Origin of the sequence: Pseudomonas sp. ICMP 3272 (assembly GCF_001466905.1) — a bacterium.
Classification (GTDB): domain Bacteria; phylum Pseudomonadota; class Gammaproteobacteria; order Pseudomonadales; family Pseudomonadaceae; genus Aquipseudomonas; species Aquipseudomonas amygdali.
This window is the reverse complement of the sequence record NZ_LKEK01000044.1, coordinates 1-22825: the sequence shown is the minus strand read 5'-3', so window position 1 is coordinate 22825 and position 22825 is coordinate 1. Positions and strand designations below refer to the sequence as shown.

Here is a 22825-nt window from a genome sequence, read left to right as displayed (position 1 = left end):
ACCCATGACTAGTTTGCATGCCGACGAGGCCTTCCTCGGCCATTATCAGTTGAGTCATGACCCCTTTGCGGCGCGGGTACCTGGCTTCAAATTCTTTCCTGCCCAGCGCAAGCCTGTACTGGGTCAGCTTCATCATCTGGCGCGTTACAGCCAGTTATTGCTGGCAGTGACCGGGCCGCAGGGCAGTGGCAAGACCCTGCTGCGTCAGGCGCTGGTAGCAAGTACCAACAAGCAATCGGTGCAAAGCGTTGTGGTTTCTGCACGCGGTGCCGGCGATGCGGCAGGTGTGCTGCAGCAGGTTGCCCAGGCGCTGAGCGTTGCCCAGGCTGAAATGCAGGCGATCCTGTCGCAGGTCGTGCAGCTCGGGCTGACCGGCCAGGAAGTCTACTTGCTGGTTGACGATGCGGAACAACTGGGCGATTCGGCGCTCGAAGCGTTGCTGGGTCTTGCTGCGGGAACGCCTGAAGGGCGTCCGCATGTATTCCTGTTCGGAGAGCCATCGCTGCTCGATCGTCTCGATCAGATGTGTGCCGACCTGCAGGGCGATGTCGAAGGCGAACGCTTTCACGTCATCGAGCTGCAACCCTATACGGAAGAGGAAACCCGGGAGTATCTGGCTCAGCGTCTGGAGGGTGCAGGGCAAGGAATCGCGTTGTTCACTGCCGACCAGATCACCGATATTCATGAACAGTCCGATGGCTGGCCTGGGGCAATCAACCAGGTAGCCCGCGATTCAATGATCGAGGCGATGATCGCGAGTCGTTCCGCGGTCAAGCGTCCAAGTGTGGGGTTCAACATGCCGAAAAAACACGTATTGGCCTTGGGTGCCGTCGTCATAGTGGCCGTGGCAGCAGCAGTGCTGATCCCGGGTCGCGGTGACAAAACGGGCACACCAGCCAATGCCCCTGCTTCTGCTCAGGCGCAATTGCCGCTGGGCGAGGGCAAGCCAACTGCTCAGCAATCGAACAACGGTAGCCCGGCCATCGAGTTCGCGGGCAATTCCCAGCCGATGCCGCTGCCGATGAATGGCAACTCGCAACCGGTGATGCGCGGCCCGCTGGCTGAAGCGGCCGGGTCGACTGATTCCGACGAAGACGCGGTGCCGACAGGTTCGCCTGCCCAGCCGCCGACCGTGACCACCACTGCGCCGCCTGCGGGCGTGCCTGCCGGTCAGGCTGCCGCCCAGACGCCACGCTCGTCTATTCCTGCGCCAGCCGCCAAGCCAGCGCCTGCGCCTGCACCTGCTCAGGTCGCCACAGCCAAGCCAGCTCCGGCCCCGGCCGCCAAGCCTGCGGAAAAACCTGCGCCAGCAGCCGCCAAACCGGCTGCCGGTAGCAATTGGTACAGCAGTCAGGCGCCAGGCCATTATGTGGTACAGATTCTGGGCACCAGCTCCGAAGCGACCGCTCAGGCCTACATCGCAGAGCAAGGTGGCGAGTACCGTTATTTCAAGAAAACCCTGCAGGGCAAGCCGCTGTACGTCATCACGTATGGCAACTTTCCTGACCGTGCTGCCGCCCTGGCAGCCATCAAGGTATTGCCAGCCAAGGTTCAGGCTGGTAAACCTTGGCCCCGTACTGTCGCCAGCGTCCAACAAGAGCTTGGTGCCAGTCGCTGAAGTCGCAGCGGCCTTATCCGGGCCGCTTCACCCAGCCAGCCTGACTTAACCCGCAAAGCGCGCCACCTGATTGGTGCGCGCCTTGCGGCGTCTGCGTTACAAGCGCTTTACAGTCTCCCGTCGCGTCAGTCAGATACTTGAAGAAATGCTTTGACTAGCACAGCGACCCGTTTTAAAACTTTCATAATTGCGACATTGATTATCAACCAGTCGTCGTTAAATTTGTTAGCCCTTGTGTCGCTGTGTACAATGACCTCCGTTTTGCCTGTCCGAAGCTGGCGTACGTTCGGCGTGACAGGTAATTGGTTGAATTAAAAGGAAATTTGCCTCGCATAGAGGCAGCCTGGTGAGAAAGTGTCTATGAAAGCAGGTCTGTACCAACCAGATGAATTCAAGGATAACTGTGGCTTCGGCCTGATCGCTCATATGCAGGGCGAGCCCAGTCATCACCTGTTGCAGACGGCCGTTCAGGCCCTGACCTGCATGACCCACCGTGGCGGTATCAACGCCGACGGCAAGACCGGTGACGGTTGCGGTCTGTTGATTCAGAAGCCCGATGGCTTCTTGCGTGCGATGGCCAAAGAGCACTTCGGTGCCGACCTGCCCCGCCAATATGCTGTGGGCATGGTGTTCCTCAATCAGGACGACGCCAAGGCTGACGCCGCACGCGAAAACATGAACCGCGAGATCCTCGCCGAGGGCCTGGAACTGGTCGGCTGGCGTCAGGTGCCGATCGATACCAGCGTCCTGGGCCGTCTGGCACTGGAGCGTCTGCCGAAAATCGAGCAGGTGTACATTGGCGGTGAAGGCCTGAGCGATCAGGAATTCGCCATCAAGCTGTTCAGCGCACGCCGCCGTTCGTCAGTGTCCAACGCCGCAGATACCGATCATTACATTTGCAGCTTTTCGCACAAGACCATCATTTATAAAGGCCTGATGATGCCGGCCGATCTCACGGCCTTCTTCCCGGACCTGAGCGACGAGCGTCTGCAGACTGCCATTTGCGTGTTCCACCAGCGCTTTTCCACCAATACCCTGCCGAAATGGCCGCTGGCGCAGCCGTTCCGCTTCCTCGCCCACAACGGCGAGATCAACACCATCACCGGCAACCGCAACTGGGCGCAGGCGCGACGCACCAAGTTCACCAACGATCTGATGGACCTGGACGAGCTGGGCCCGCTGGTCAACCGCGTGGGTTCGGACTCATCGAGCATGGACAACATGCTTGAGCTGATGGTGACCGGCGGCATCGACCTGTTCCGTGGCGTGCGCATGATCATTCCGCCTGCGTGGCAGAACGTCGAGACCATGGACCCGGATCTACGCGCCTTCTATGAATACAACTCCATGCACATGGAGCCGTGGGACGGCCCGGCCGGCATCGTGATGACCGAAGGTCGTCATGCCGTCTGCCTGCTTGACCGCAATGGCCTGCGCCCGGCGCGCTGGGTCACGACCAAGAATGGCTACATCACCCTGGCGTCGGAAATCGGCGTGTGGGACTACAAGCCTGAAGACGTTATCGCCAAGGGCCGCGTCGGTCCTGGGCAGATCTTTGCCGTGGACACTGAAACCGGTCAGATCCTCGACACCGACGCTATCGACAACCGTCTCAAGTCGCGTCATCCGTACAAACAATGGCTGCGCAAGAATGCCCTGCGCATTCAGGCCACCATGGAAGACAACGACCACGGTTCGGCTTTTTACGACAGCGAGCAGCTCAAGCAATACATGAAGATGTATCAGGTCACGTTCGAAGAACGCGATCAGGTGCTGCGTCCGCTGGGTGAACAGGGCCAGGAAGCTGTGGGCTCGATGGGTGACGACACGCCGATGGCCGTGCTGTCGCGTCGTGTGCGTTCGCCCTACGATTACTTCCGCCAGCAGTTCGCGCAGGTCACCAACCCGCCGATCGACCCGCTGCGTGAAGCTATCGTCATGTCGCTGGAAATCTGCCTCGGGGCCGAGCGCAATATCTTCCAGGAATCGCCAGAGCACGCCTCGCGCGTAATCCTCAGTTCGCCGGTCATTTCGCCAGCCAAATGGCGTTCGCTGATGAACCTGGAGCGTCCGGGTTTCGAACGCCACATCATTGACCTGAACTACGATGAAAGCCTGGGTCTTGAAGCCGCTGTGCGCAGCGTTGCCGATCAGGCCGAAGAGGCCGTGCGTGCCGGTCGTACCCTGATCGTGCTGAGCGACCGACACATCGCACCGGGCAAACTGCCGGTGCATGCTTCGCTGGCGGTCGGCGCGGTTCACCACCGTCTGACCGAACAGGGCCTGCGTTGCGACAGCAACATCCTGGTCGAAACCGCAACCGCGCGTGACCCGCACCATTTCGCGGTGTTGATCGGCTTCGGCGCGTCGGCGGTCTATCCGTTCCTGGCCTATGAAGTGCTGGGCGATCTGATCCGTACTGGCGAAGTGCTGGGCGATCTGTACGAAGTCTTCAAGAACTACCGCAAAGGCATCACCAAGGGCCTGCTCAAGATCCTCTCGAAGATGGGTATCTCGACCGTTGCGTCCTACCGTGGCGCGCAGTTGTTTGAAGCCATCGGTCTGTCCGAGGAAGTTTGCGACACCAGTTTCCGCGGTGTGCCGAGCCGCCTGAAAGGCGCGCGTTTCGTCGATATTGAAGCCGAACAGAAAGCGCTGGCAGCCGAAGCCTGGAGCACGCGCAAGCCGATCCAGCAAGGCGGTCTGCTCAAGTTCGTGTTTGGTGGCGAATACCATGCCTACAACCCGGACGTGGTCAGCACCCTGCAAGCCGCCGTGCAGCAGGGCGACTACAGCAAGTTCAAGGAATACACCTCGCTGGTAGACCAGCGTCCGGTGTCGATGATTCGCGACCTGCTGCAGGTCAAGACGCTTGAGCAGCCGCTGAACATCGACGAAATCGAGCCGCTGAGCGAAATCCTCAAGCGCTTCGATTCGGCCGGTATTTCTCTGGGTGCCTTGTCGCCGGAGGCTCATGAAGCGCTGGCCGAGGCGATGAACCGTCTGGGCGCGCGCTCCAACTCCGGTGAAGGCGGCGAAGATCCGGCGCGTTACGGCACCATCCGCAGCTCCAAGATCAAGCAGATTGCCACTGGCCGCTTTGGTGTCACGCCAGAATACCTGGTGAACGCCGATGTGCTGCAAATCAAGGTTGCACAGGGTGCCAAGCCGGGTGAGGGCGGGCAGCTGCCGGGCGGCAAGGTCAATGGCCTGATCGCCAAGCTGCGCTATGCCGTGCCGGGCGTGACGCTGATTTCGCCGCCTCCGCACCACGACATCTATTCCATCGAAGACTTGTCGCAGCTGATTTTTGACTTGAAACAGGTCAACCCGGCGGCGCTGGTGTCGGTCAAGCTGGTGGCAGAAGCGGGCGTTGGCACCATTGCCGCTGGCGTGGCCAAGGCCTATGCCGACCTGATCACCATTTCCGGTTACGACGGCGGCACCGGTGCATCGCCGCTGACCTCGATCAAGTACGCTGGCGCGCCGTGGGAACTGGGTCTGGCCGAAACTCACCAGACCCTGCGCGGCAACGACCTGCGCGGCAAGGTCCGGGTGCAGACCGACGGTGGTCTGAAAACCGGCCTGGACGTGATCAAGGCAGCCATTCTCGGTGCTGAAAGCTTCGGTTTCGGCACCGCGCCGATGATCGCGCTGGGCTGCAAATACCTGCGTATCTGCCATCTGAACAACTGCGCTACCGGCGTTGCGACGCAGAACGAAAAGCTGCGCAAGGACCACTACATCGGCACCGTCGACATGGTGATCAACTTCTTCACCTACGTAGCTGAAGAAACCCGTGAGTGGCTGGCCAGGCTGGGCGTTCGCACGCTGGAAGAGCTGATCGGTCGTACCGACCTGCTGGATATCCTGCCGGGCGAAACCGAGAAGCAGCAGCATCTGGACCTGACACCGTTGCTGGGCAGCGACCATATTCCGGCTGACAAGCCTCAGTTCAGCCTGGTGGATCGCAACCCGCCGTTCGACAAGGGCCTGCTGGCCGAGCAGATGGTGGAGATGGCCAAGCCGGCCATTGAATCCCTCAGCGGTGGCGAGTATGAACTGGACATCTGCAACTGCGACCGTTCCATTGGCGCACGGATTTCCGGTGAAATCGCCCGATTGCACGGCAACCAGGGCATGAACAAGGCACCGATCACTTTCCGCTTCAAAGGCACTGCCGGTCAGAGCTTCGGGGTGTGGAACGCCGGTGGCCTGAACATGTATCTGGAAGGCGATGCCAACGACTACGTCGGCAAGGGTATGACCGCTGGCAAGCTGGTGATCGTGCCGCCCAAGGGCAGCCCGTTCAAGACCAACGAGAGCGCTATCATCGGCAACACCTGCCTGTACGGCGCAACCGGCGGCAAGCTGTTTGCGGCGGGCACGGCGGGCGAGCGTTTCGCGGTGCGTAACTCGGGTGCTCACACTGTTGTGGAAGGCACTGGCGACCACTGCTGCGAATACATGACTGGTGGTTTCGTCTGTGTACTGGGCAAGACCGGCTACAACTTCGGTTCCGGTATGACTGGCGGTTTCGCCTACGTGCTCGATCAGGACAACACCTTCGTTGACCTGGTCAACCATGAGCTGGTCGAGATCCAGCGCATCAGCGGCGAGTCGATGGAAGCCTATCGCACTCACTTGCAGAGCGTTCTCAACGAGTACGTGGCTGAAACCGACAGCGAATGGGGCCGCAATCTTGCGGAAAACCTGGACGACTACCTGCGTCGTTTCTGGCTGGTCAAGCCCAAGGCTGCCAACCTGAAATCGCTGCTCTCCAGCACTCGGGCGAATCCACAGTAAAAGCAGCTGCTAGCGGTGAGCTTCAAACCGCAAGCCAACGGCAGTGCGCGAATTGCCTGCGATCACGATTTTTTGCAGCTTCAGGCTTGTAACCTGAAGCTGCCGTAAAGAGGCTCCAGAGAATGGCTGAACGTCTCAGTAACGACTTCCAGTTCATCGACGTCGGACGTAAAGACCCGAAGAAGAAACTGCTGCGTCAACGCAAGAAGGAGTTCGTGGAAATCTACGAACCGTTCAAGCCCCAGCAGTCCGCCGATCAGGCGCATCGCTGCCTGGGTTGCGGCAACCCGTATTGCGAGTGGAAGTGCCCGGTGCACAACTTCATTCCCAACTGGCTCAAGCTGGTCGCCGAGGGCAATATTCTCGCGGCGGCGGAGTTGTCTCATCAGACCAACACTCTGCCGGAAGTCTGCGGCCGCGTGTGCCCGCAGGATCGCCTGTGTGAAGGTGCCTGCACGCTGAACGACGGTTTCGGCGCGGTCACCATCGGCTCGGTCGAGAAGTACATCACCGACACCGCGTTTGCCATGGGCTGGCGTCCGGACATGTCCAGAGTTGTGCCGACCGGCAAGCGCGTCGCCATCATTGGTGCAGGGCCTGCGGGCCTGGGCTGTGCCGACGTGTTGGTGCGTGGCGGCGTGACGCCGGTGGTGTTCGACAAGAATCCGGAAATCGGTGGTTTGCTGACCTTCGGCATCCCCGAGTTCAAGCTGGAAAAATCCGTGCTCAGCCATCGTCGCGAAGTGTTCACCGGCATGGGCATCGAGTTTCGGCTCAACACCGAAGTCGGCAAGGACGTCACCATCGATCAACTGCTCGAAGAATACGATGCGGTGTTCATGGGCATGGGCACCTACACCTACATGAAAGGCGGCTTCCCCGGTGAGGATCTGCCGGGCGTGCACGATGCGCTCGACTTCCTGATCGCCAACGTCAACCGCAACCTGGGCTTTGAAAAGGCCCCGGAAGACTTCGTCGACATGAAGGGCAAGCGGGTCGTGGTTCTGGGCGGTGGTGACACGGCGATGGACTGCAACCGCACCTCGATCCGTCAGGGTGCCAAGTCGGTGACCTGCGCTTATCGTCGCGACGAAGAGAACATGCCAGGCTCGCGCAAGGAAGTGAAAAACGCCAAGGAAGAAGGCGTGAAGTTTCTCTACAACCGTCAGCCTATCGCCATCGTGGGCGATGGCAAGGTCGAAGGCGTGAAGGTGGTCGAGACGCGTCTCGGCGAGCCTGATGCTCGGGGTCGTCGCAGCCCGGAGCCGATTCCGGGCTCCGAAGAGATCATCCCGGCCGAAGCCGTGGTCATCGCCTTCGGCTTCCGCCCAAGCCCTGCGCCATGGTTCGAGCAGTTCACGATCAGTACTGACAGCCAGGGCCGTGTGGTGGCCCCGGAACAAGCACAGTACAAGCACCAGACCAGCAACCCGAAGATCTTCGCCGGTGGCGACATGGTGCGCGGCTCCGACCTGGTGGTGACCGCTATCTTCGAAGGCCGTAATGCGGCTGAAGGGATTCTGGATTACCTGGGCGTCTAAGCCTTGTGTTGCCAGAGCGCGCCGTTACTGAGGCGCGCTCTGACAACAGGCGTCTACCCATCACGGGTGATTTACCGACTCTTCTGACATCCCTTCTGCGCCCTCCTTCCTAAGCTCGGTGTAACTCGCTCAAGACGAGCGTTTTATCAACCAGGGAAGGACATCATGAAAAATCAGTTTGGTTTCTGCCTCGCGCTCTCGATAGCGCCCTTTGCATTTGCCAGCCAGACACCCGCCAACTTCGATGGACCCGTTTTCGGTTCGATCATCGAAAACAAGGCCGTTTACTTTGAATCCGGTGTCGAGCTTCAGCGACGCATGAGTGCAGGCAACCTGACCTCTGTCGGGCTGGTGACAGGCTTGCTCCAGCGCATCGAAGTGCTGAACAAAAATGGCCCGGCGCTCAACGCTGTCATTGAAATCAACCCCGACGCTCTGCAGATAGCCGCGCAAATGGACGGGGAGCGTTCTCGCGGGGAAAAACGTGGGCCGCTGCATGGCATCCCCATACTGGTAAAAGACAATCTTGATACGGGCGATCAGATGCAGACCACCGCGGGCGCTCTCTCAATGGTCGGATTGCCTGCTCCACGCGATGCTTTTGTGGTGCAGCGGCTTCGCGATGCCGGCGCGATCATTATCGGCAAGGCCAATCTCAGCGAATGGGCGCATTTCCGTGGGTACGAGGTACCTAGCGGCTGGAGCGGCCGAGGCGGGCAGACGCGTCATCCCTATGACTTGAGCGCTGATCCGCTTGGCTCCAGCTCAGGTTCGGCAGTGGGTCTTGCAGCTGGATTTTCACCTTTGGCGGTAGGCACCGAGACCAATGGTTCGATCATTCAACCCGCCGCCACGAGTGGTGTCATAGGGCTTAGGCCTACGCTGGGTCTGCTCAGTCGTACCGGTATGATTCCGCTCTCCAGTCGTCAGGACACCCCCGGCCCAATGGCGCGAACGGTCACGGATACCGCGATCCTGCTGACGGCGATGAGCGGCAACGACCCTCTCGACGAAGCCACCGCCCGAGCCTCCACCGATGTAGTGAACTATGTCGACCACCTCAGGACGGACGCCTTGAGCGGCAAGCGCCTGGGCTATCCAAGTCACACCCATGACGGCATGCCAATGGACGACGATCCTGAATTCCAAAAGGTGAAGCGTCGTCTGAGTGCTGCCGGGGCGATACTGGTTCCCGTCGATGTTCCGTCGATTGATAGCACTTCAGAGTATTTAGTGCTGGTGCATGATTTCAAGCGCGAGCTTAACGCTTACTTGAGCACACGCACCGGGCTGGGTGTCAGCACGCTGGATGAGATCATTGCATTCAACACCGCGTTTCCTGGAGCGCAAGCCTATGATCAGGATTTATTGATTGACTCCTCCAGCGTGTCTGTAGATCAGGAGGATTACCTGTCGATTGCAACCAACTTGCGTGCTGCTCATCGACAATTGATTGATGGGCTCTTGCAGCAACACTCGCTCGACGTGCTCATTGACTGGTCAGAGGTTTCTTTCAAAGCGGTTGGCGCTATCGCAGGTTATCCGGGAATAACCGTGCCTGTCGGGCTCGAAGAGAATGGCCTGCCAAGAGGGTTGTATTTCCTTTCCACTGCCTGGGATGAAGGTGCTTTGCTGAGCTATGCCTACGCACTTGAACAGGCGCTTGCAACATCTGCAGCTTTGGTTCATTCGGGTATCAGCCAGGCTGATTGATTCCATATTCCAGTCTGGTGCAGGCCAGGCCTGGATGTCAGGGGCGGGCCTCGGAAAACGGTGTTGTGACGTTTTGAAATAATCCGGTCCCGGTATTACAACCGCCTTTCATTAAGTTGCGTCGCCCCGCCAGAGGCGGCGCATCAAGGTTTCAACCCTCTTGTCCAGGTCCCGATCAAGGCCTGTTCCGGCGTCTGCGACAAGCGATTGTTTACAGCTGTTTTCCGCCCTCTGTACCTGCTCTTAAAAAGGTTTAGGCTCCTGATCCTTTTGGGGAGTTCATCGCCTTAGATACTCCCGCCATCCATGTCGCTATAAGGAAATAGCCATGTTGAAAGCAGCACCCATGGGCAAACTTGCTCGATCCAATGAGCAGAAATCTCTCGGGCCGGACAGGTTTACGCCCAGCACGGTTGCCGTGCGCGAACACCGGACCCGAGAACGCGCAGACCGGATAATCGACCAGTTCGTCGAGCGCTTTACAGAAAAGGATTTTTTTCCTGAAGACGGTGAAGGCGCGCTGTTCTCCTTGCTGGTTCAGTTGCCAGACTGGCCAGCAGACCTGTCCATCAGGATTCACAACGAAAACGATGAAGTACTCGCGGTTTTTCTTAAAGGCAGTGATGAAAGCGTCGTTCAAGACAGCATTGTCCTGACGCAAAATGGCGACGCGTACATCGTCCCGGACAATGTTCAGGTCGCCGATGACGAGCCGTTACTGCGCTGGGTGTTCAGTCAGTTGCCGGCAGGTTCCAGCGTTGGAATGGGGGGTAACTTTCCGGGCAGTGGCAGTGATGCCGGACGAATCGTTACCCTGCGTGAGCAAATAGCGGGGCTGGCAAAAGACCAGAGACCGCTGTTATTCGATGCGCTGGTTGCAGCTGATGAAGGCACCTCAAAGGGCCAACTGGATACCCGCGAACACAATCCTTTCCTGCCTCTTTGGGTTCGTCAGCAGACGCCGCTGTCTCCGGCCCTGAGCGTGCTGTGCGCCTTATGCCCCGAGGTTCCGGCAGGACGTCTCGAAGAGCTGTTGCAGCAGATGCCGCTGACAGAACAGGAAGAGGCCGATTTCCTGAACAATCTTGTTCTGCCGGACGCTTTTGGCGAGGCAATGAACATTTCGCTGGATGAGTGGAGCAACAGTCTGGCTATCGACGGGCTGTCGCGAACGCGAAGCTTCAATTCGTACACGGATGAGCTGGCCCGCAGTATCGTCCGGGAATTACTGGCGGCCGAATCGGGTCGGGACGTGTTGATCTTCGACGCTGGTGCGAGCAATTACGCCCCGGCAGATACTGACGATAACCGTATTATTCTGCTGCACGACAACTACGGAAATTACAGCGCAAAGGACACCGGCAACGGTGAGATAACTTCATTCAAACAGGGCACTGACAGCTTCTATCTGGCAATCAGTTCGCAATTGAAGGCTGACGAGCGGGCATCGCTGGGTATGCAATTCGAGCAGGACGTACAGGGCTTTCGCGACGTTCTGACGCGGCGCGCGATCGAGGAAAATCGCGGCTGGTTCGACCCCGGCAAACCAACCGAAATCGAAAGCGGGTTTCTGCCTGATTGGTTCGCGAACGCGACGGCTGCCGAAAAACAAAGCTGGAAAATGGCGGTGCAGGACTACAGCCAAGCCTTGCTCGAAGCTCAGGCACCTGACCTGCTGGATCCTTCCGGCTACGCACAGCCCGACCAATTGCGCAAATATGCACGGCAAAAGCTGCAGGAACGGATTTTGCTCGACCACGGTATTGCAGTGGATCCTGACCATATCAGCGTGCATACCGTCAGCATCGAGATTGATCCAGGCATTATTATTGATACCGATTACGAATATATCGGCCCTTCAGAACTGGAGCCGCATTATGAAACGCATGAGCGCAGCCTTACAGATCTGTCGCTGGAAAACATTGCACTCACCAATATCAACTTTCTGCTCACCAGCCGCGCGTTTGACGATCAGGGGCAACTGGTCAGTTTCCTCAACGCCGGTTATCTGTTCGGCCTGATTCGTGATCTGAACATTGGCGAAGATTATTCAAGATACCTCCGCACAGTACTGTCCACGTCGGCGTCAGGGCAATGGCACCGTGAACGTTATGCACGCGTCATGCGCGCGCAAATGCGCCTCGATGTGATAGAGGCGAAGATGGCGGGTGACTTTCTGGGCCATGGTGGACTTCCTCCCGAGCTGGCGAGCAGGGGCTACAAATGGGTTGCTGCCGTGCTCGATCACCCAACTGACAGTGATGACCGCGCAACGGTAGAGGGGCATCGCATTCAGGTCAGCCAGTTATCCATCAATGACGTGTCATTGAGCGGCGTACTGGTGATCGGCGCAGAGTCGCGCTCGAGCGTCGCCGCTTTTGTGGTTTTTACCCCGCAGGCTCCTGACGGAATATGCTTCCGGGAAATGAGCGATCCGCAGGAGTTTCAGCAGCGGATACTGCTTGAACCGGGTTTGCTGGACTATCTGGTGGGCAGGGCGCCTTTGGCCTCCCGGGACGATGTCAGGCGTATTCTGACCGTCCGCCGTGAAACGCTGTTCATGGAACTGCAGCCCTGCACTGGAAGTTTTCTTGAGGCAGTCTATGACTCTGAAGTCGGGAGGGTGATTTCTGCTGTCGATGAACAGACCAACACCAACTGGGAAACCTATTGGGAAAGTGCTTGGGAAATCACCAAAGTCGTTGGCGACATCGTGCTCACCTTCGCGCCTTTCAAGGTAAGGCTGCCGATTGCAGCATTGCGCAGCTTTTATGCCATCTGGCAGGGCGTCGCAAAAGCTGGCGGTGAAGAGCAAGGTGCCCCCTTGTATTTTGTCCAGGCGGCGTTGCTGCTGGCTGATGGTTTGACGCTGCCCAGAGCACGAAGGGTCCAGACATCGTCGACAACATCAATCGGCCGTTCTGTCCTTGATCCGAAAACAGCAGTGGCCAAAACACCCGGTGGATTGAAACTGCTCGACAGCGGGTTTTACAACGGCGTTTATGAAAAGACTCATGAAGGTGCGCCAAGCCGCTTTTATGCTGTGCAACAAGGTAAGACCTATGCCGTCAGATACGATGTTGATTTCGCAGCATGGAGGGTGATCGATCCCCGACGGCCAGATGCGCATTATCAATTGCCGATTCAGCTTGATAGGCAAGGGGTCTGGGTACATGCGTCGGCAGGGTTGCGCGGCGGCAACAAACGATTAAAAGGCAGACCATCGAGCGGCTCGGGGAGTGATGGCGATTCCTCGGATAGCAATCGGGTAAAAAGATACAAAGTGGGCACCGATGGCTTTTTTGCAAGTAGGCGTTTCAGGCATGCAGAAAATGACCTCCCTAACGATGACCTTGAAGCTGCTGTCAAAAAAGCAGTTGATAGATATGTGCTGGATGGCAATGGCAGTCTGCACAAGTATGGTAAAAGCCAGTTCTCGCTGGACCTTCCCGGTATAGGCAGGAGCACCGGCAGAGGTGCCTGGCGCCTGATACTTGCCCCGGCTGAAAAAGGCGTTATCAAGGCGTTTGACGTCATAGATCCCCACAAATAGCGCAGGCCCGCCCCAGTCTTACGCCGGGCGCGGAGCTGTATTGGCACAGCAAATCGGCACGATAGACAAAAGGCACGGCTCTTGCCGTGCCTTTTGCGTCGCGCTCTGAGAAAATACCGGCACTTTTATTGCGGATGCCGACATGACTGCCCTGAAGAACGACCGTTTCCTTCGCGCTTTGCTCAAGCAACCCGTAGACGTCACGCCGGTATGGATGATGCGCCAGGCAGGCCGTTACCTGCCTGAATACCGCGCCAGCCGCGCCAGTGCCGGGGACTTCATGAGCTTGTGCAAGAACCCGCAGTTCGCCTGTGAAGTCACGCTGCAGCCACTGGATCGCTACCCGCTGGATGCGGCGATTCTGTTCTCCGACATCCTGACCATTCCCGACGCAATGGGCCTGGGCCTGTACTTCGAGACCGGCGAAGGCCCGCGCTTCAAGAAAACCGTCAGCACGCTGGCTGACATCGAAGCTCTGCCCATCCCGGATGCACAGAAGGACCTGGGCTATGTGATGGACGCGGTCAGCACCATCCGTCGCGAACTCAACGGCCGTGTGCCGCTGATCGGTTTTGCCGGCAGCCCGTGGACCCTGGCGACCTACATGGTCGAAGGCGGCTCCTCGAAGGACTTCCGCAAATCCAAGGCCATGCTCTACGACAACCCGCAAGCGATGCACCTGCTGCTCGACAAGCTGGCGCAGTCAGTGACCTCCTACCTGAATGGCCAGATTCTGGCCGGTGCGCAAGCCGTGCAGATCTTCGACAGCTGGGGCGGCAGCCTGTCTTCGGCGGCGTATCAGGAGTTCTCGCTGGCCTACATGCGCAAGAGCGTCAACGGCCTGATTCGCGAAAACGACGGGCGCAAGGTGCCGGTCATCGTGTTCACCAAAGGCGGCGGTCTGTGGCTGGAAAGCATCGCCGACATCGGCGCCGATACTCTGGGCCTGGACTGGACCTGCGACATCGGCGAAGCGCGTCAGCGTGTCGGCAGCAAGGTTTCGCTGCAGGGCAATATGGACCCGACCGTGCTTTACGCCCGCCCGGAAGCCATCCGCCAGGAAGTCGCACGCATCCTCGCCAGCTATGGCAGCGGCACCGGTCACGTCTTCAACCTCGGCCACGGCATCACCCCTGAAGTCGACCCGGCCAATGCTGGTGCGTTCATCAACGCAGTACATGAGTTGTCGGCGCAGTATCACCAGTAATTGTCCGGCTGACGATGCGTCGATACATCAGGGCGCATCGGCTCTTTTCAGCGCCGACGCTTACGTCGGCGCTTTTCCATCCGTAAAGCCCTCCAGCAGCGAACCGCTGCGCGGCAGGAATCTACCCTGTCGCTCGCCTTGCGGCTTGCCTTCGGCATAGCTCAATCGGCCGTTTACCCAGACGCCGTCAATGCCCTGTGCCGCTCGCTGAGGGTCTTTGAAATCTGCCACATCGCGCACGGTTTGCGGGTTGAACAGCACCAGATCCGCCCAATAGCCCTCACGAATAAAGCCGCGCTCGTGCAAGGCAAAGCGCGCTGCCGAAAGCCCGGTCATTTTGTGTACCGCGGTGTGCAACGCAAACAACCCTTTGTCGCGGCTGAAATGGCCGAGCACTCTGGGGAATGCTCCCCATAAGCGCGGATGCGGAAACGGATCTTCCGGAAGGCCATCAGAACCGATCATCGACAGCGGGTGAGACATGATGCGTTCGACGTCGCCCTCATCCATGCCGTAGTACACCGCACCCGCAGGCTGCAACTTGCGTGCGGCGTCCAGCAATGACAACCCCCAGTCGGCGGCAATGTCCTGTAAATCCCGGCCGCCCTGATCCGCGTGCGGCGTTGACCAGGTGATGGTGATACGGAATGCGTCGGTGACCTGCTTCAGGTCCAGCGTCGAAGAGCTGGCTGCATAAGGGTAACAATCGCAACCGACCGGATGGTCCTGCGCAGCTTTTTCCAAGGCCGCCAGCAGTTGCGGGCTGCGGCCCCAGTTACCCGCGCCAGCGCATTTCATGTGGGAAATCACCACTGGCGAGCGCGCATGGCGGCCTATGTCGAAGGCCTCCGCCATCGCCTCCAATACCGGCTCGAATTCGCTGCGCAAGTGAGTGGTGTAGATCGCGCCAAAAGCGCTGAGCTCTTCAGCCAGTTGCTTGACTTCGCTGGTCTCGGCCGAGAAGGCCGAAGCGTAAGCAAGGCCAGTCGACAAACCCAGCGCGCCGGCTTCGAGGCTGTCGCGCAACTGCTCGCGCATCGCGGCGATCTCTTCCGGGCTGGCGCTGCGAAACAAGTCATCCATGTGGTTGCTGCGCAGGGCCGTATGGCCAATCAAAGCGGCCACATTCACGGCAGGCCTGGCGTTATCCACGGCTGCGCGATAGTCGGCGAAGCGCGGATAGACAAACGCTGCCGCGTCGCCCAGCAGGTTCATCGGGTCAGGCGGGTTGCCGCGCAGCGAGACCGGTGATGCGCTGATTCCGCAATTGCCGACGATAACCGTGGTTACGCCCTGGCTGATCTTGGGCAGCATGTCGGGCTTGCGAATCACCACCGTGTCGTCATGGGTGTGTACGTCGATAAAACCTGGGGCCAGCACGCGGCCGGCAGCGTTGACCTCTTCCTGCGCAGTGGCATCGATCAGGTTGCCGATGCGCTGGATGCGTCCGTCGCTAATCGCTACATCGGCGCGTACTCCGGGCGTATTGCTGCCATCGATGACCAGCGCATCGTGGATGATCAAGTCGTAAATCATGCTTCAGTCTCCCAGCGGCAGGCCGTCTTCGCCGCCACGGTATTCATCCAGTGCAAGCTTGATCCGACGCAGCCGTTCCTGATTGTCTTCAGGGCTCAGCAGCGCCAGTTCAGTGGCCAGCACATCAATGGTCAGCAGCATGCCGTAGCGCGCGGCGGTGGGTTTATAAATGAAATTGGTCTCAGCAATTTGCAACGGCAACACCACCTCGGCCAGTTGCGCCAGAGGGGAGTCGGGCAAGGTAATGGCCAGCACGCGAGCACCATAGCTCCGCGCCAGAGTTACTGCGTCGAGCAGTTCCGGCGTGCGCCCGCTGAGCGAGCAGACAATCAGGCTGTGTTGCGGACCAAGCGTGGCCGCAATCATGCGCATCATCACCGGGTCGCGGCAGGCCGCCACCGGGTAGCCCAAACGTACCAATCGGGTTTGCAGCTCCTCGCTGCACAGGCTGGAGCAACCGCCCATGCCGAACGCATGAATCATGCGTGCATCGCTGAGGCACGCTATGGCTGCGGCAAAGCGCGACTCATCAAACCCGGCCAGGTGCTGATGCAGAGTGGCTTCTATGTCACCGACAATCCGGGTGAAAAAGGCCGACTGCTCCGGGGCCGGTTCAGGGTTGAGAAATCGGCTGCCCACGCCGCTCGCCTGGGCCAGTTGCAGGCGCAAGTCGCGCAGGTCCCGACAACCGATGCTGCGCGCGAAGCGTGACAACGTAGCGCTGCTGACCTCGGCGCGGCTGGCCAGCTCGTCCAGACTGGCACTTGCGGCGAAGGCGATATCGCTGAGCACCAGCCTGGCGATCCGGCCTTCTCCCGCGCTGAGTGAATCCTGACGGGCACGTATCTGGTACAGAATGTCCACTCAGAGCACCTGCGCCAGTCCCAGCGTCAAAGCAAAGGCGACGATGGAGATCAGCGTCTCCAGTACCGTCCAGGTCTTGAAGGTTTGCGCTACGGTCATGTTGAAGTATTCCTTGATAAGCCAGAAACCGCCGTCGTTGACGTGGGAAAAGATCACCGAGCCTGCGCCTGTCGCCAGCACCAGCAACTCGGGGTGCGGATAACCCAGGCCCATCGCCACTGGTGCAACGATCCCCGATGCGGTGGTCATTGCTACCGTCGCCGAGCCTGTCGCCACACGCATCAGTGCAGCGAACAGCCAGCCCATCAGCAAGGGCGAGAGGTGAAAGTCCTGCGCCAGACCAACGATCTGGTTGGTGACACCGCTGTCGACCAGAATACGGTTCAAACCGCCACCGGCACCGACCAGCAACGTGATGCTGGCGGTCGGTGCCAGGCACTCATTGGTGAATTTCAGGATCGAGTCGCGATTGAATCCCTGAGCGATGCCCAGCGTCCAGAAACTCAGCAGGGTGGCCAGCAGCAGGGCGATCACCGAGTTGCCGATGAACAGCAAAAAGCCATTGAACGCACTGCCCGGTGTGCTGATCAGGTTGGCCCAGCCACCCAGCAGCATCAGCACCACCGGCAATAGAATGGTCGCCATGGTCAGGCCGAAACTGGGCAGTTTTGCTCTTGGTTCGCGGTCGAGAAACTGCTTGGCCAACGGGTTTTCAGCCGGTAGATGGATATGCGGCACGATGAATTTGGCATATACCGGACCGGCGATGATGGCCGTGGGTATGCCGATCAGAATGGCATAGAACAGGGTTTGCCCTACCGACGCCTGATAAGCCTGAACGGCGAGCATTGCCGCAGGGTGCGGCGGCACCAGTGCATGCACTACCGACAGACCGGCGACCATCGGCAGGCCGACCATCAGAATCGACACCCCGACACGCCGCGCGACAGTAAAGGCAATCGGCACCAGCAGAACGAAACCCACTTCGAAAAACAGCGGCAAGCCCACCAGAAACGCAATGCAGACCATAGCCCAGTGCGCGTTACGTTCGCCAAAGCGGTCGATCAGAGTGCGCGCCACCTGCTCGGCACCACCGGACTCGGCCATCATCTTGCCGAGCATGGTGCCCAGCGCCACGACCAGCGCGATATGCCCCAGCGTCTTGCCCACTCCCGCTTCGTAAGAGGCGACCACGCCACTGGCCGGCATCCCGGCAACCAGCGCCAGACCGACCGACACCAGCGTAATGACAATAAACGGATTGAGACGATAGCGCGCGATCAGCACGATCAAGGCAATGATGGCGACAGCGGCGTAGACCAACAGCGAAATACCGGGTGACGGCGACATAGCGGCGGTTCCTTGCAGAATGGGTAGGCGAGCGCGCAATACCAACGGCTGAAGCCGTCAGCCGGAAGGCGACTCGGGGGTACTCGGCAGGGATGACGCAGGAAAAGGAGTGAAGCAGGTTTCGAGGCGATCACAGGTATTCATTATTTTTATCTCTGTTTTCGTGATGAAAATAAATTACACGAAAAAGAAATATAAACAAATATATGAAAATAAATTTCTTGCCCAATGTTGTGAATGACCGATGGGAGGACGCGCAATGCGTCTCCCTAGCCCTGCTTTCCGGACTGACTGCCTCTACGCCAGTAATTGTTCCGCATAACGTGCAATCACATGACCAAAGCTGATCGGATTGTTGGCAGCTTGCGATCGCAGGCTTTCCAGAAGGTGCCTAAGCTCAGCATCGCTGGCGCTGGATAAGAATTGTTCATCGAACACACCCGTTATGGCCTCCTGACGTCTTTTAGTCAGATACGCGATATCGAGTGCCAGCTTTTCGATCATCGTCGTGGCGGGAAGATCTGTGTGGGACGTGCTTTGGATTTTCCCTGTGAGCAGATAACGGAAGCGCTGTTCGCAATCGTCCTCTGTCGGGGAAATGTGCAGCTCCTCATCGAACCAGTTGCCTTTATAGTGGCCGCAGTGCAACGGGTTTCCTGGTGTGGTCTCGCGCAGGCAAGACGCATGAAGATTGCTGTATTCCAGTGCCAATGGCAGATAATGATCCTGCGGTCTGAAATGTTCGATGTGGCTGCTATCAAGCTCTATTTCCCTGCCGCAATAGCAGCATGAGAAGTTCTGCTCTTGCAGCAAGCAATTATGCAAGTCGCGTTTTTGCGGGTTCTGCAGGCTTGGATAGGTGGGCGTCCAGTCTTCGTTTGCGCTGGCTTTCCATTCGGTGAGTGACGCAGGCTCAGTTCCCTTGATAACGCGTCTCATCGGCCAATGAGCTCCTTGCGTTTGAGCAACGCTTCGGCACCTGCGAACTCGGGCAGATCGGGCGCTTTCTGTTTTAACGCATCAAGCTGCAGTCTGGCTTTTTCAAGTTCGTTGTTTTCCAGTGTGCTGAATAGCTCGTCGAGCAGTGCTTCAATTTCAGGCTCGCGCTGCGGTACCCCCATGACTTCTTCCAGAATACTGCTGGAGTCCAGGCCGTAGGTTGCTCTTGGGTGAGAGCCGTCATGGTTATTCAGCAGGATGACCTCGCCCGGTTGCAGGCTGCCGATGACCTGTGGGGAGTGGCTGGCGGCGATGAACTGTACGCTGGGAAATGCTTTTTTCAGCGCTGGAGCAATAGTGCGTTGCCAGCCGGGGTGCAGATGGATGTCTAGTTCGTCGATCACGATGATGCCGTTTGTCTTGCTTAGCACATCCTTCCCCATGTGCGGGTTGAGCAGGCATATACGGCGAGCGATATCGGCGAAGAGTGCGACCATTCCGCGTTGTCCGTCGCTCAGGTCGTTGAACGGGATTTTTCGGTCATCCATATCGACTACCAACGCACGTAGCTCCATGTCGTACTCTATTCCCTTGGCGTCGGGTAGTGCGCATTGGATGGCTGAGTTTATCCAGGTCAGTTCGTCGTTGAAAACGCTGGAAGAACCTGCTCGGGATAGCCTTTGAAAGCGCTCCAGTGTTTTGCCGATGAACCAGGTCTCAAAGTTTTTCAAATTGGAGGCGGCATCGAACCAAGAGGTGTAAGCATCCAGTCTTGATGGTTTGCTCTGTGCAGCAAGCTCAGCGGTTACACTCATCGTCAGCCAGCGTCGATTGGCTTGATAGACGGCGAATACAGGCAAATCCCCGTGGGTACTTACATCGATGCTAATTAGATTTTCCGAAAACGCGAGACTGTTCAGCGCGCTGAAATTTGTCTGAAGACTGCTGCGTTCTAGCGATACGTGCCATTCCTGACGCTCAAACGCGCCACCTTGGGCAGTCAGTACAAGAGGATAGCTGCGTTCGAAACGAATCCTGTCTTCGAACTTTACTAACGCGAACCGAACATCGGACTCAGCTATCGATGGCTGATGGACGCCAATGCTTCCAAGTAAATTCCCGAAGCATCCCGCCACCCCCAGCAACAGCGACGTCTTCCCACTGCCATTAACCCCCACCACCAGATTGAACCCCGGCTGGAAATCAAAATGAGCATCTTCGTAGCAACGAAAATTCTGCAGGTGGAGATGGTCGAGGCGCATGTCGGTTTCCTTTACCAGAACTGGCGGATGCGCCAGTGTACCTTGGCTCACTCTATCCGCCATCGCCCTATATGTGACTAAACCTTCGCCCCTAGCGGCTGCAACCTAGCCAGCCGCAACGCTACCCCGAGGGCAATCAACAGCAACACCCCGATAAACAGCCCGATGCCGTTCCAGCCCGCGTAATGCCAGAACACGCCGCCGCCGGTTCCGGCCACGCTTGAGCCCGCGTAATAGCAGAACAGGTAAAGCGAAGCAGCCTGACCTCTGGCTGTTGTGGCTCTGCGCCCAACCCAGCTGCTGGCTACCGAATGCGCACCGAAAAAGCCGAAGGTGAATATCAGCACACCTGCGATAACCAGTGGCAACGGTGTGAACAGGGTCAGCAGCAGACCAGCCAGCATCATCACGATCACGGCCCATAGCACCCGTCGGCGGCCAAGACGGTCGGCCAATGAGCCGATCTTTGCCGAGCTATAGATACCCGACAGATACACCACGGAAAACACGCCGACCACTGCCTGGCTCAGATTGTAGGGGGCGCTCAAAAAACGGTAGGCGATGTAGTTGAACAGCGTGACGAATGCGCCCATCAGCAGGAACCCGACCAGAAACAGCAGCGGCAACCCGGCGTCTTTGAACTGCACCACAAAGCCGTCCAGCAGGCTGCGAGGGTGCAGTGAGCGGGGTCGGAAGTTGCGCGATTCCGGGAGGATCTTCCAGAATACCATAGCTGCGATCAGGGCCAGCCCACCGACCACCAGCATCGCCGCGTGCCAGCTTACGTAATCGATCATGACCCCGACGATCAGCCGTCCGCTCATCCCGCCGACCGCGCTGCCGCCGATATACAGCCCCATTGCCAGGCCCAGATGCGTGGGGTGGATTTCCTCGCTCAGGTAAGTCATCGCCACTGCCGCCAGACCGCTCAGCGACAGGCCCACCAGTGCCCGTGTGATAAGTACGCCTTCCCAACTGGGCATAAGTGCGCTGGCGATGGTGAACAGCGATGCACAGAACAGCGCCATGACCATCACCGATTTGCGCCCCAGCCGATCGGATATCGGTCCGGTAATCAGCAGGCCGATGGCGAGCATTGCCGTGGCGACGGACAGAATCAGACTGCTCTGGGCTGCTGAAAGGGAAAATTCGCCGGACAGCGTCGGCATCATCGGCTGGACGCAATACAGCAGGGTGAACGTCGAGAACCCGCCAGCGAACAACGCCAGTGCGGTGCGTTTGAAAAGCGGTGTGTTCTTCTCGATGTAAGTGTCGCCAGACGTTTTAGCGGAGGCATTCAGGTCTGTGGTGGACGGGGCGACGGCAGGATTCAAGGTAGACCTCGGAGCACGATTGGGCAGGCAATGAAAAAATCATATAGCCCGCCAATCATTCCATCCAATATATTGTTCGACCTGTTTGATAGGTAAAACGACTTAATGGAGGCCGCATGGAATTGCGTCATCTGCGTTACTTCATCGCGGTTGCCGAAGAGCTGCATTTCGGTCGTGCAGCCCAGGCGCTGGGTATCTCCCAACCGCCGCTGAGCCAGCAGATCCAGACGCTGGAGCAGGAGCTGGGCACGCGTCTATTTGACCGCACCAACCGGCGTGTCGAACTGAGTGAATCCGGGAGGCTGTTTCTCGATGAGGCGCGTCTGGTGCTGGCGCAGGTCGATAAAGCCACTGATGTTGCCCGGCGTGCGCAACTGGGTGAAATCGGCGAGCTGAAGATTGGCTTCACGTCGTCGGCACCGTTCACTTCCAGCATTCCGCAGGCGATTTTTGCTTTCCGTCAGGCTTATCCGGATGTGCACCTGACCCTGACCGAAATCACCAGCCAGGAAGTGGCAGCAGGGCTTGAAGACAAGACCATTCAGGTCGGCATCATGCGCCCGTTGGCGTTACCCGATTCGCTGGTGGTGTTTGAGCTGCTGAACGAGCCGCTGGTGGCGATCATGCGTGCCGACCATCCGCTGGCGGCAGAAAGCGAGGACGGGATTTATATGTCGGCACTGGCCGCCGAGCCGTTCGTGTTCTTCCCGCGCACTTATGGCAGCGGCATTTATGCGCAGGTTCTGAGTCTGGCACGCGCCGCGGGTTTCAGCCCGCTGATCACTCAGGAGGCGGGCGAAGTGATGACCATCATCGGCCTGGTCGCAGCTGGACTGGGCGTCACCGTGCTGCCAGCGTCCTACCGCCGAATGCGCATCGACAGCGTGGTCTATCGCAACGTCCTCGACCCCGGCGCGACCAGCGCGGTATGGCTGGTGCAGCGCAAGGACGAACAGTCACCAATGGCCAAGGCATTTACCGAGCTTTTAACGCTCAATGTCGCACGATAGTTGAGGTTATCGTTCCGCACGCTCCGTGAACTGCCCCCCAAAAGTTGGACGGTTTAGCTTGCCGCCTGAGCCCTGTACTTTACGGGGCTTTG

At 58.5% G+C, this 22825-nt stretch carries 13 protein-coding genes; 7 read left to right on the top strand and 6 right to left on the bottom strand.

Going from position 1 to position 22825, the window contains the following annotated elements; translation table 11 throughout:
* Nucleotides 1-4: 4 nt before the first annotated feature.
* The 6 genes from AO068_RS09855 (at nucleotide 5) to hemE (ending at nucleotide 14438) form a co-directional block, all read left to right on the top strand.
* Complete coding sequence (locus AO068_RS09855) at nucleotides 5-1618, top strand: SPOR domain-containing protein (protein ID WP_058408267.1); 1614 nt, start codon at nucleotides 5-7, stop codon at nucleotides 1616-1618.
* Between the two features lie 360 nt (nucleotides 1619-1978).
* Nucleotides 1979-6424, top strand: coding sequence for a glutamate synthase large subunit (gltB, locus tag AO068_RS09850; RefSeq protein WP_058408266.1), 4446 nt, complete (start codon nucleotides 1979-1981; stop codon nucleotides 6422-6424).
* Nucleotides 6425-6546: 122 nt separating this feature from the next.
* On the top strand, nucleotides 6547-7965 hold the full coding sequence (locus tag AO068_RS09845; protein ID WP_002551661.1) for an FAD-dependent oxidoreductase: 1419 nt from the start codon (nucleotides 6547-6549) through the stop codon (nucleotides 7963-7965).
* A gap of 165 nt (nucleotides 7966-8130) precedes the next feature.
* Nucleotides 8131-9678 carry an amidase family protein gene (locus AO068_RS09840; protein WP_058408265.1) on the top strand — a complete coding sequence of 516 codons (1548 nt, stop codon included), beginning with the start codon at nucleotides 8131-8133 and terminating at the stop codon, nucleotides 9676-9678.
* A 328-nt stretch (nucleotides 9679-10006) separates the two neighbouring features.
* Nucleotides 10007-13231 (top strand): dermonecrotic toxin domain-containing protein, encoded by a 3225-nt coding sequence (locus tag AO068_RS09835; protein ID WP_058408264.1) that lies wholly within the window; start codon nucleotides 10007-10009, stop codon nucleotides 13229-13231.
* A gap of 142 nt (nucleotides 13232-13373) precedes the next feature.
* Nucleotides 13374-14438 carry a uroporphyrinogen decarboxylase gene (hemE, locus tag AO068_RS09830; protein WP_058408263.1) on the top strand — a complete coding sequence of 355 codons (1065 nt, stop codon included), beginning with the start codon at nucleotides 13374-13376 and terminating at the stop codon, nucleotides 14436-14438.
* A 60-nt stretch (nucleotides 14439-14498) separates the two neighbouring features.
* On the opposite strand, the gene AO068_RS09825 is transcribed toward hemE, so the two are convergent.
* From AO068_RS09825 to AO068_RS09800, 6 genes are all read right to left on the bottom strand, one after another.
* The gene (locus tag AO068_RS09825; RefSeq protein WP_058408262.1) at nucleotides 14499-15974 is read right to left on the bottom strand and encodes an N-acyl-D-amino-acid deacylase family protein; all 1476 of its coding nucleotides are present in this window, start codon (nucleotides 15972-15974) and stop codon (nucleotides 14499-14501) included.
* Nucleotides 15975-15977: 3 nt separating this feature from the next.
* On the bottom strand, nucleotides 15978-16838 hold the full coding sequence (locus AO068_RS09820; RefSeq protein ID WP_058408261.1) for a MurR/RpiR family transcriptional regulator: 861 nt from the start codon (nucleotides 16836-16838) through the stop codon (nucleotides 15978-15980).
* On the bottom strand, nucleotides 16839-18188 hold the full coding sequence (locus AO068_RS09815) for a GntP family permease (protein ID WP_058408260.1): 1350 nt from the start codon (nucleotides 18186-18188) through the stop codon (nucleotides 16839-16841). It lies immediately after the preceding gene.
* A 297-nt stretch (nucleotides 18189-18485) separates the two neighbouring features.
* Nucleotides 18486-19127, bottom strand: coding sequence for a retron system putative HNH endonuclease (locus AO068_RS09810; protein ID WP_058408259.1), 642 nt, complete (start codon nucleotides 19125-19127; stop codon nucleotides 18486-18488).
* Complete coding sequence (locus AO068_RS09805; protein WP_058399812.1) at nucleotides 19124-20389, bottom strand: AAA family ATPase; 1266 nt, start codon at nucleotides 20387-20389, stop codon at nucleotides 19124-19126. Before AO068_RS09805 ends, AO068_RS09810 begins: the two co-directional genes overlap by 4 nt.
* 77 nt (nucleotides 20390-20466) lie before the next feature.
* Nucleotides 20467-21723, bottom strand: coding sequence for an MFS transporter (locus tag AO068_RS09800; RefSeq protein ID WP_058408258.1), 1257 nt, complete (start codon nucleotides 21721-21723; stop codon nucleotides 20467-20469).
* Between the two features lie 116 nt (nucleotides 21724-21839).
* Here AO068_RS09800 and AO068_RS09795 point away from each other — a divergent pair, with 116 nt between their 5' ends.
* On the top strand, nucleotides 21840-22733 hold the full coding sequence (locus AO068_RS09795) for a LysR family transcriptional regulator (RefSeq protein WP_058408257.1): 894 nt from the start codon (nucleotides 21840-21842) through the stop codon (nucleotides 22731-22733).
* Nucleotides 22734-22825 lie beyond the last annotated feature (92 nt).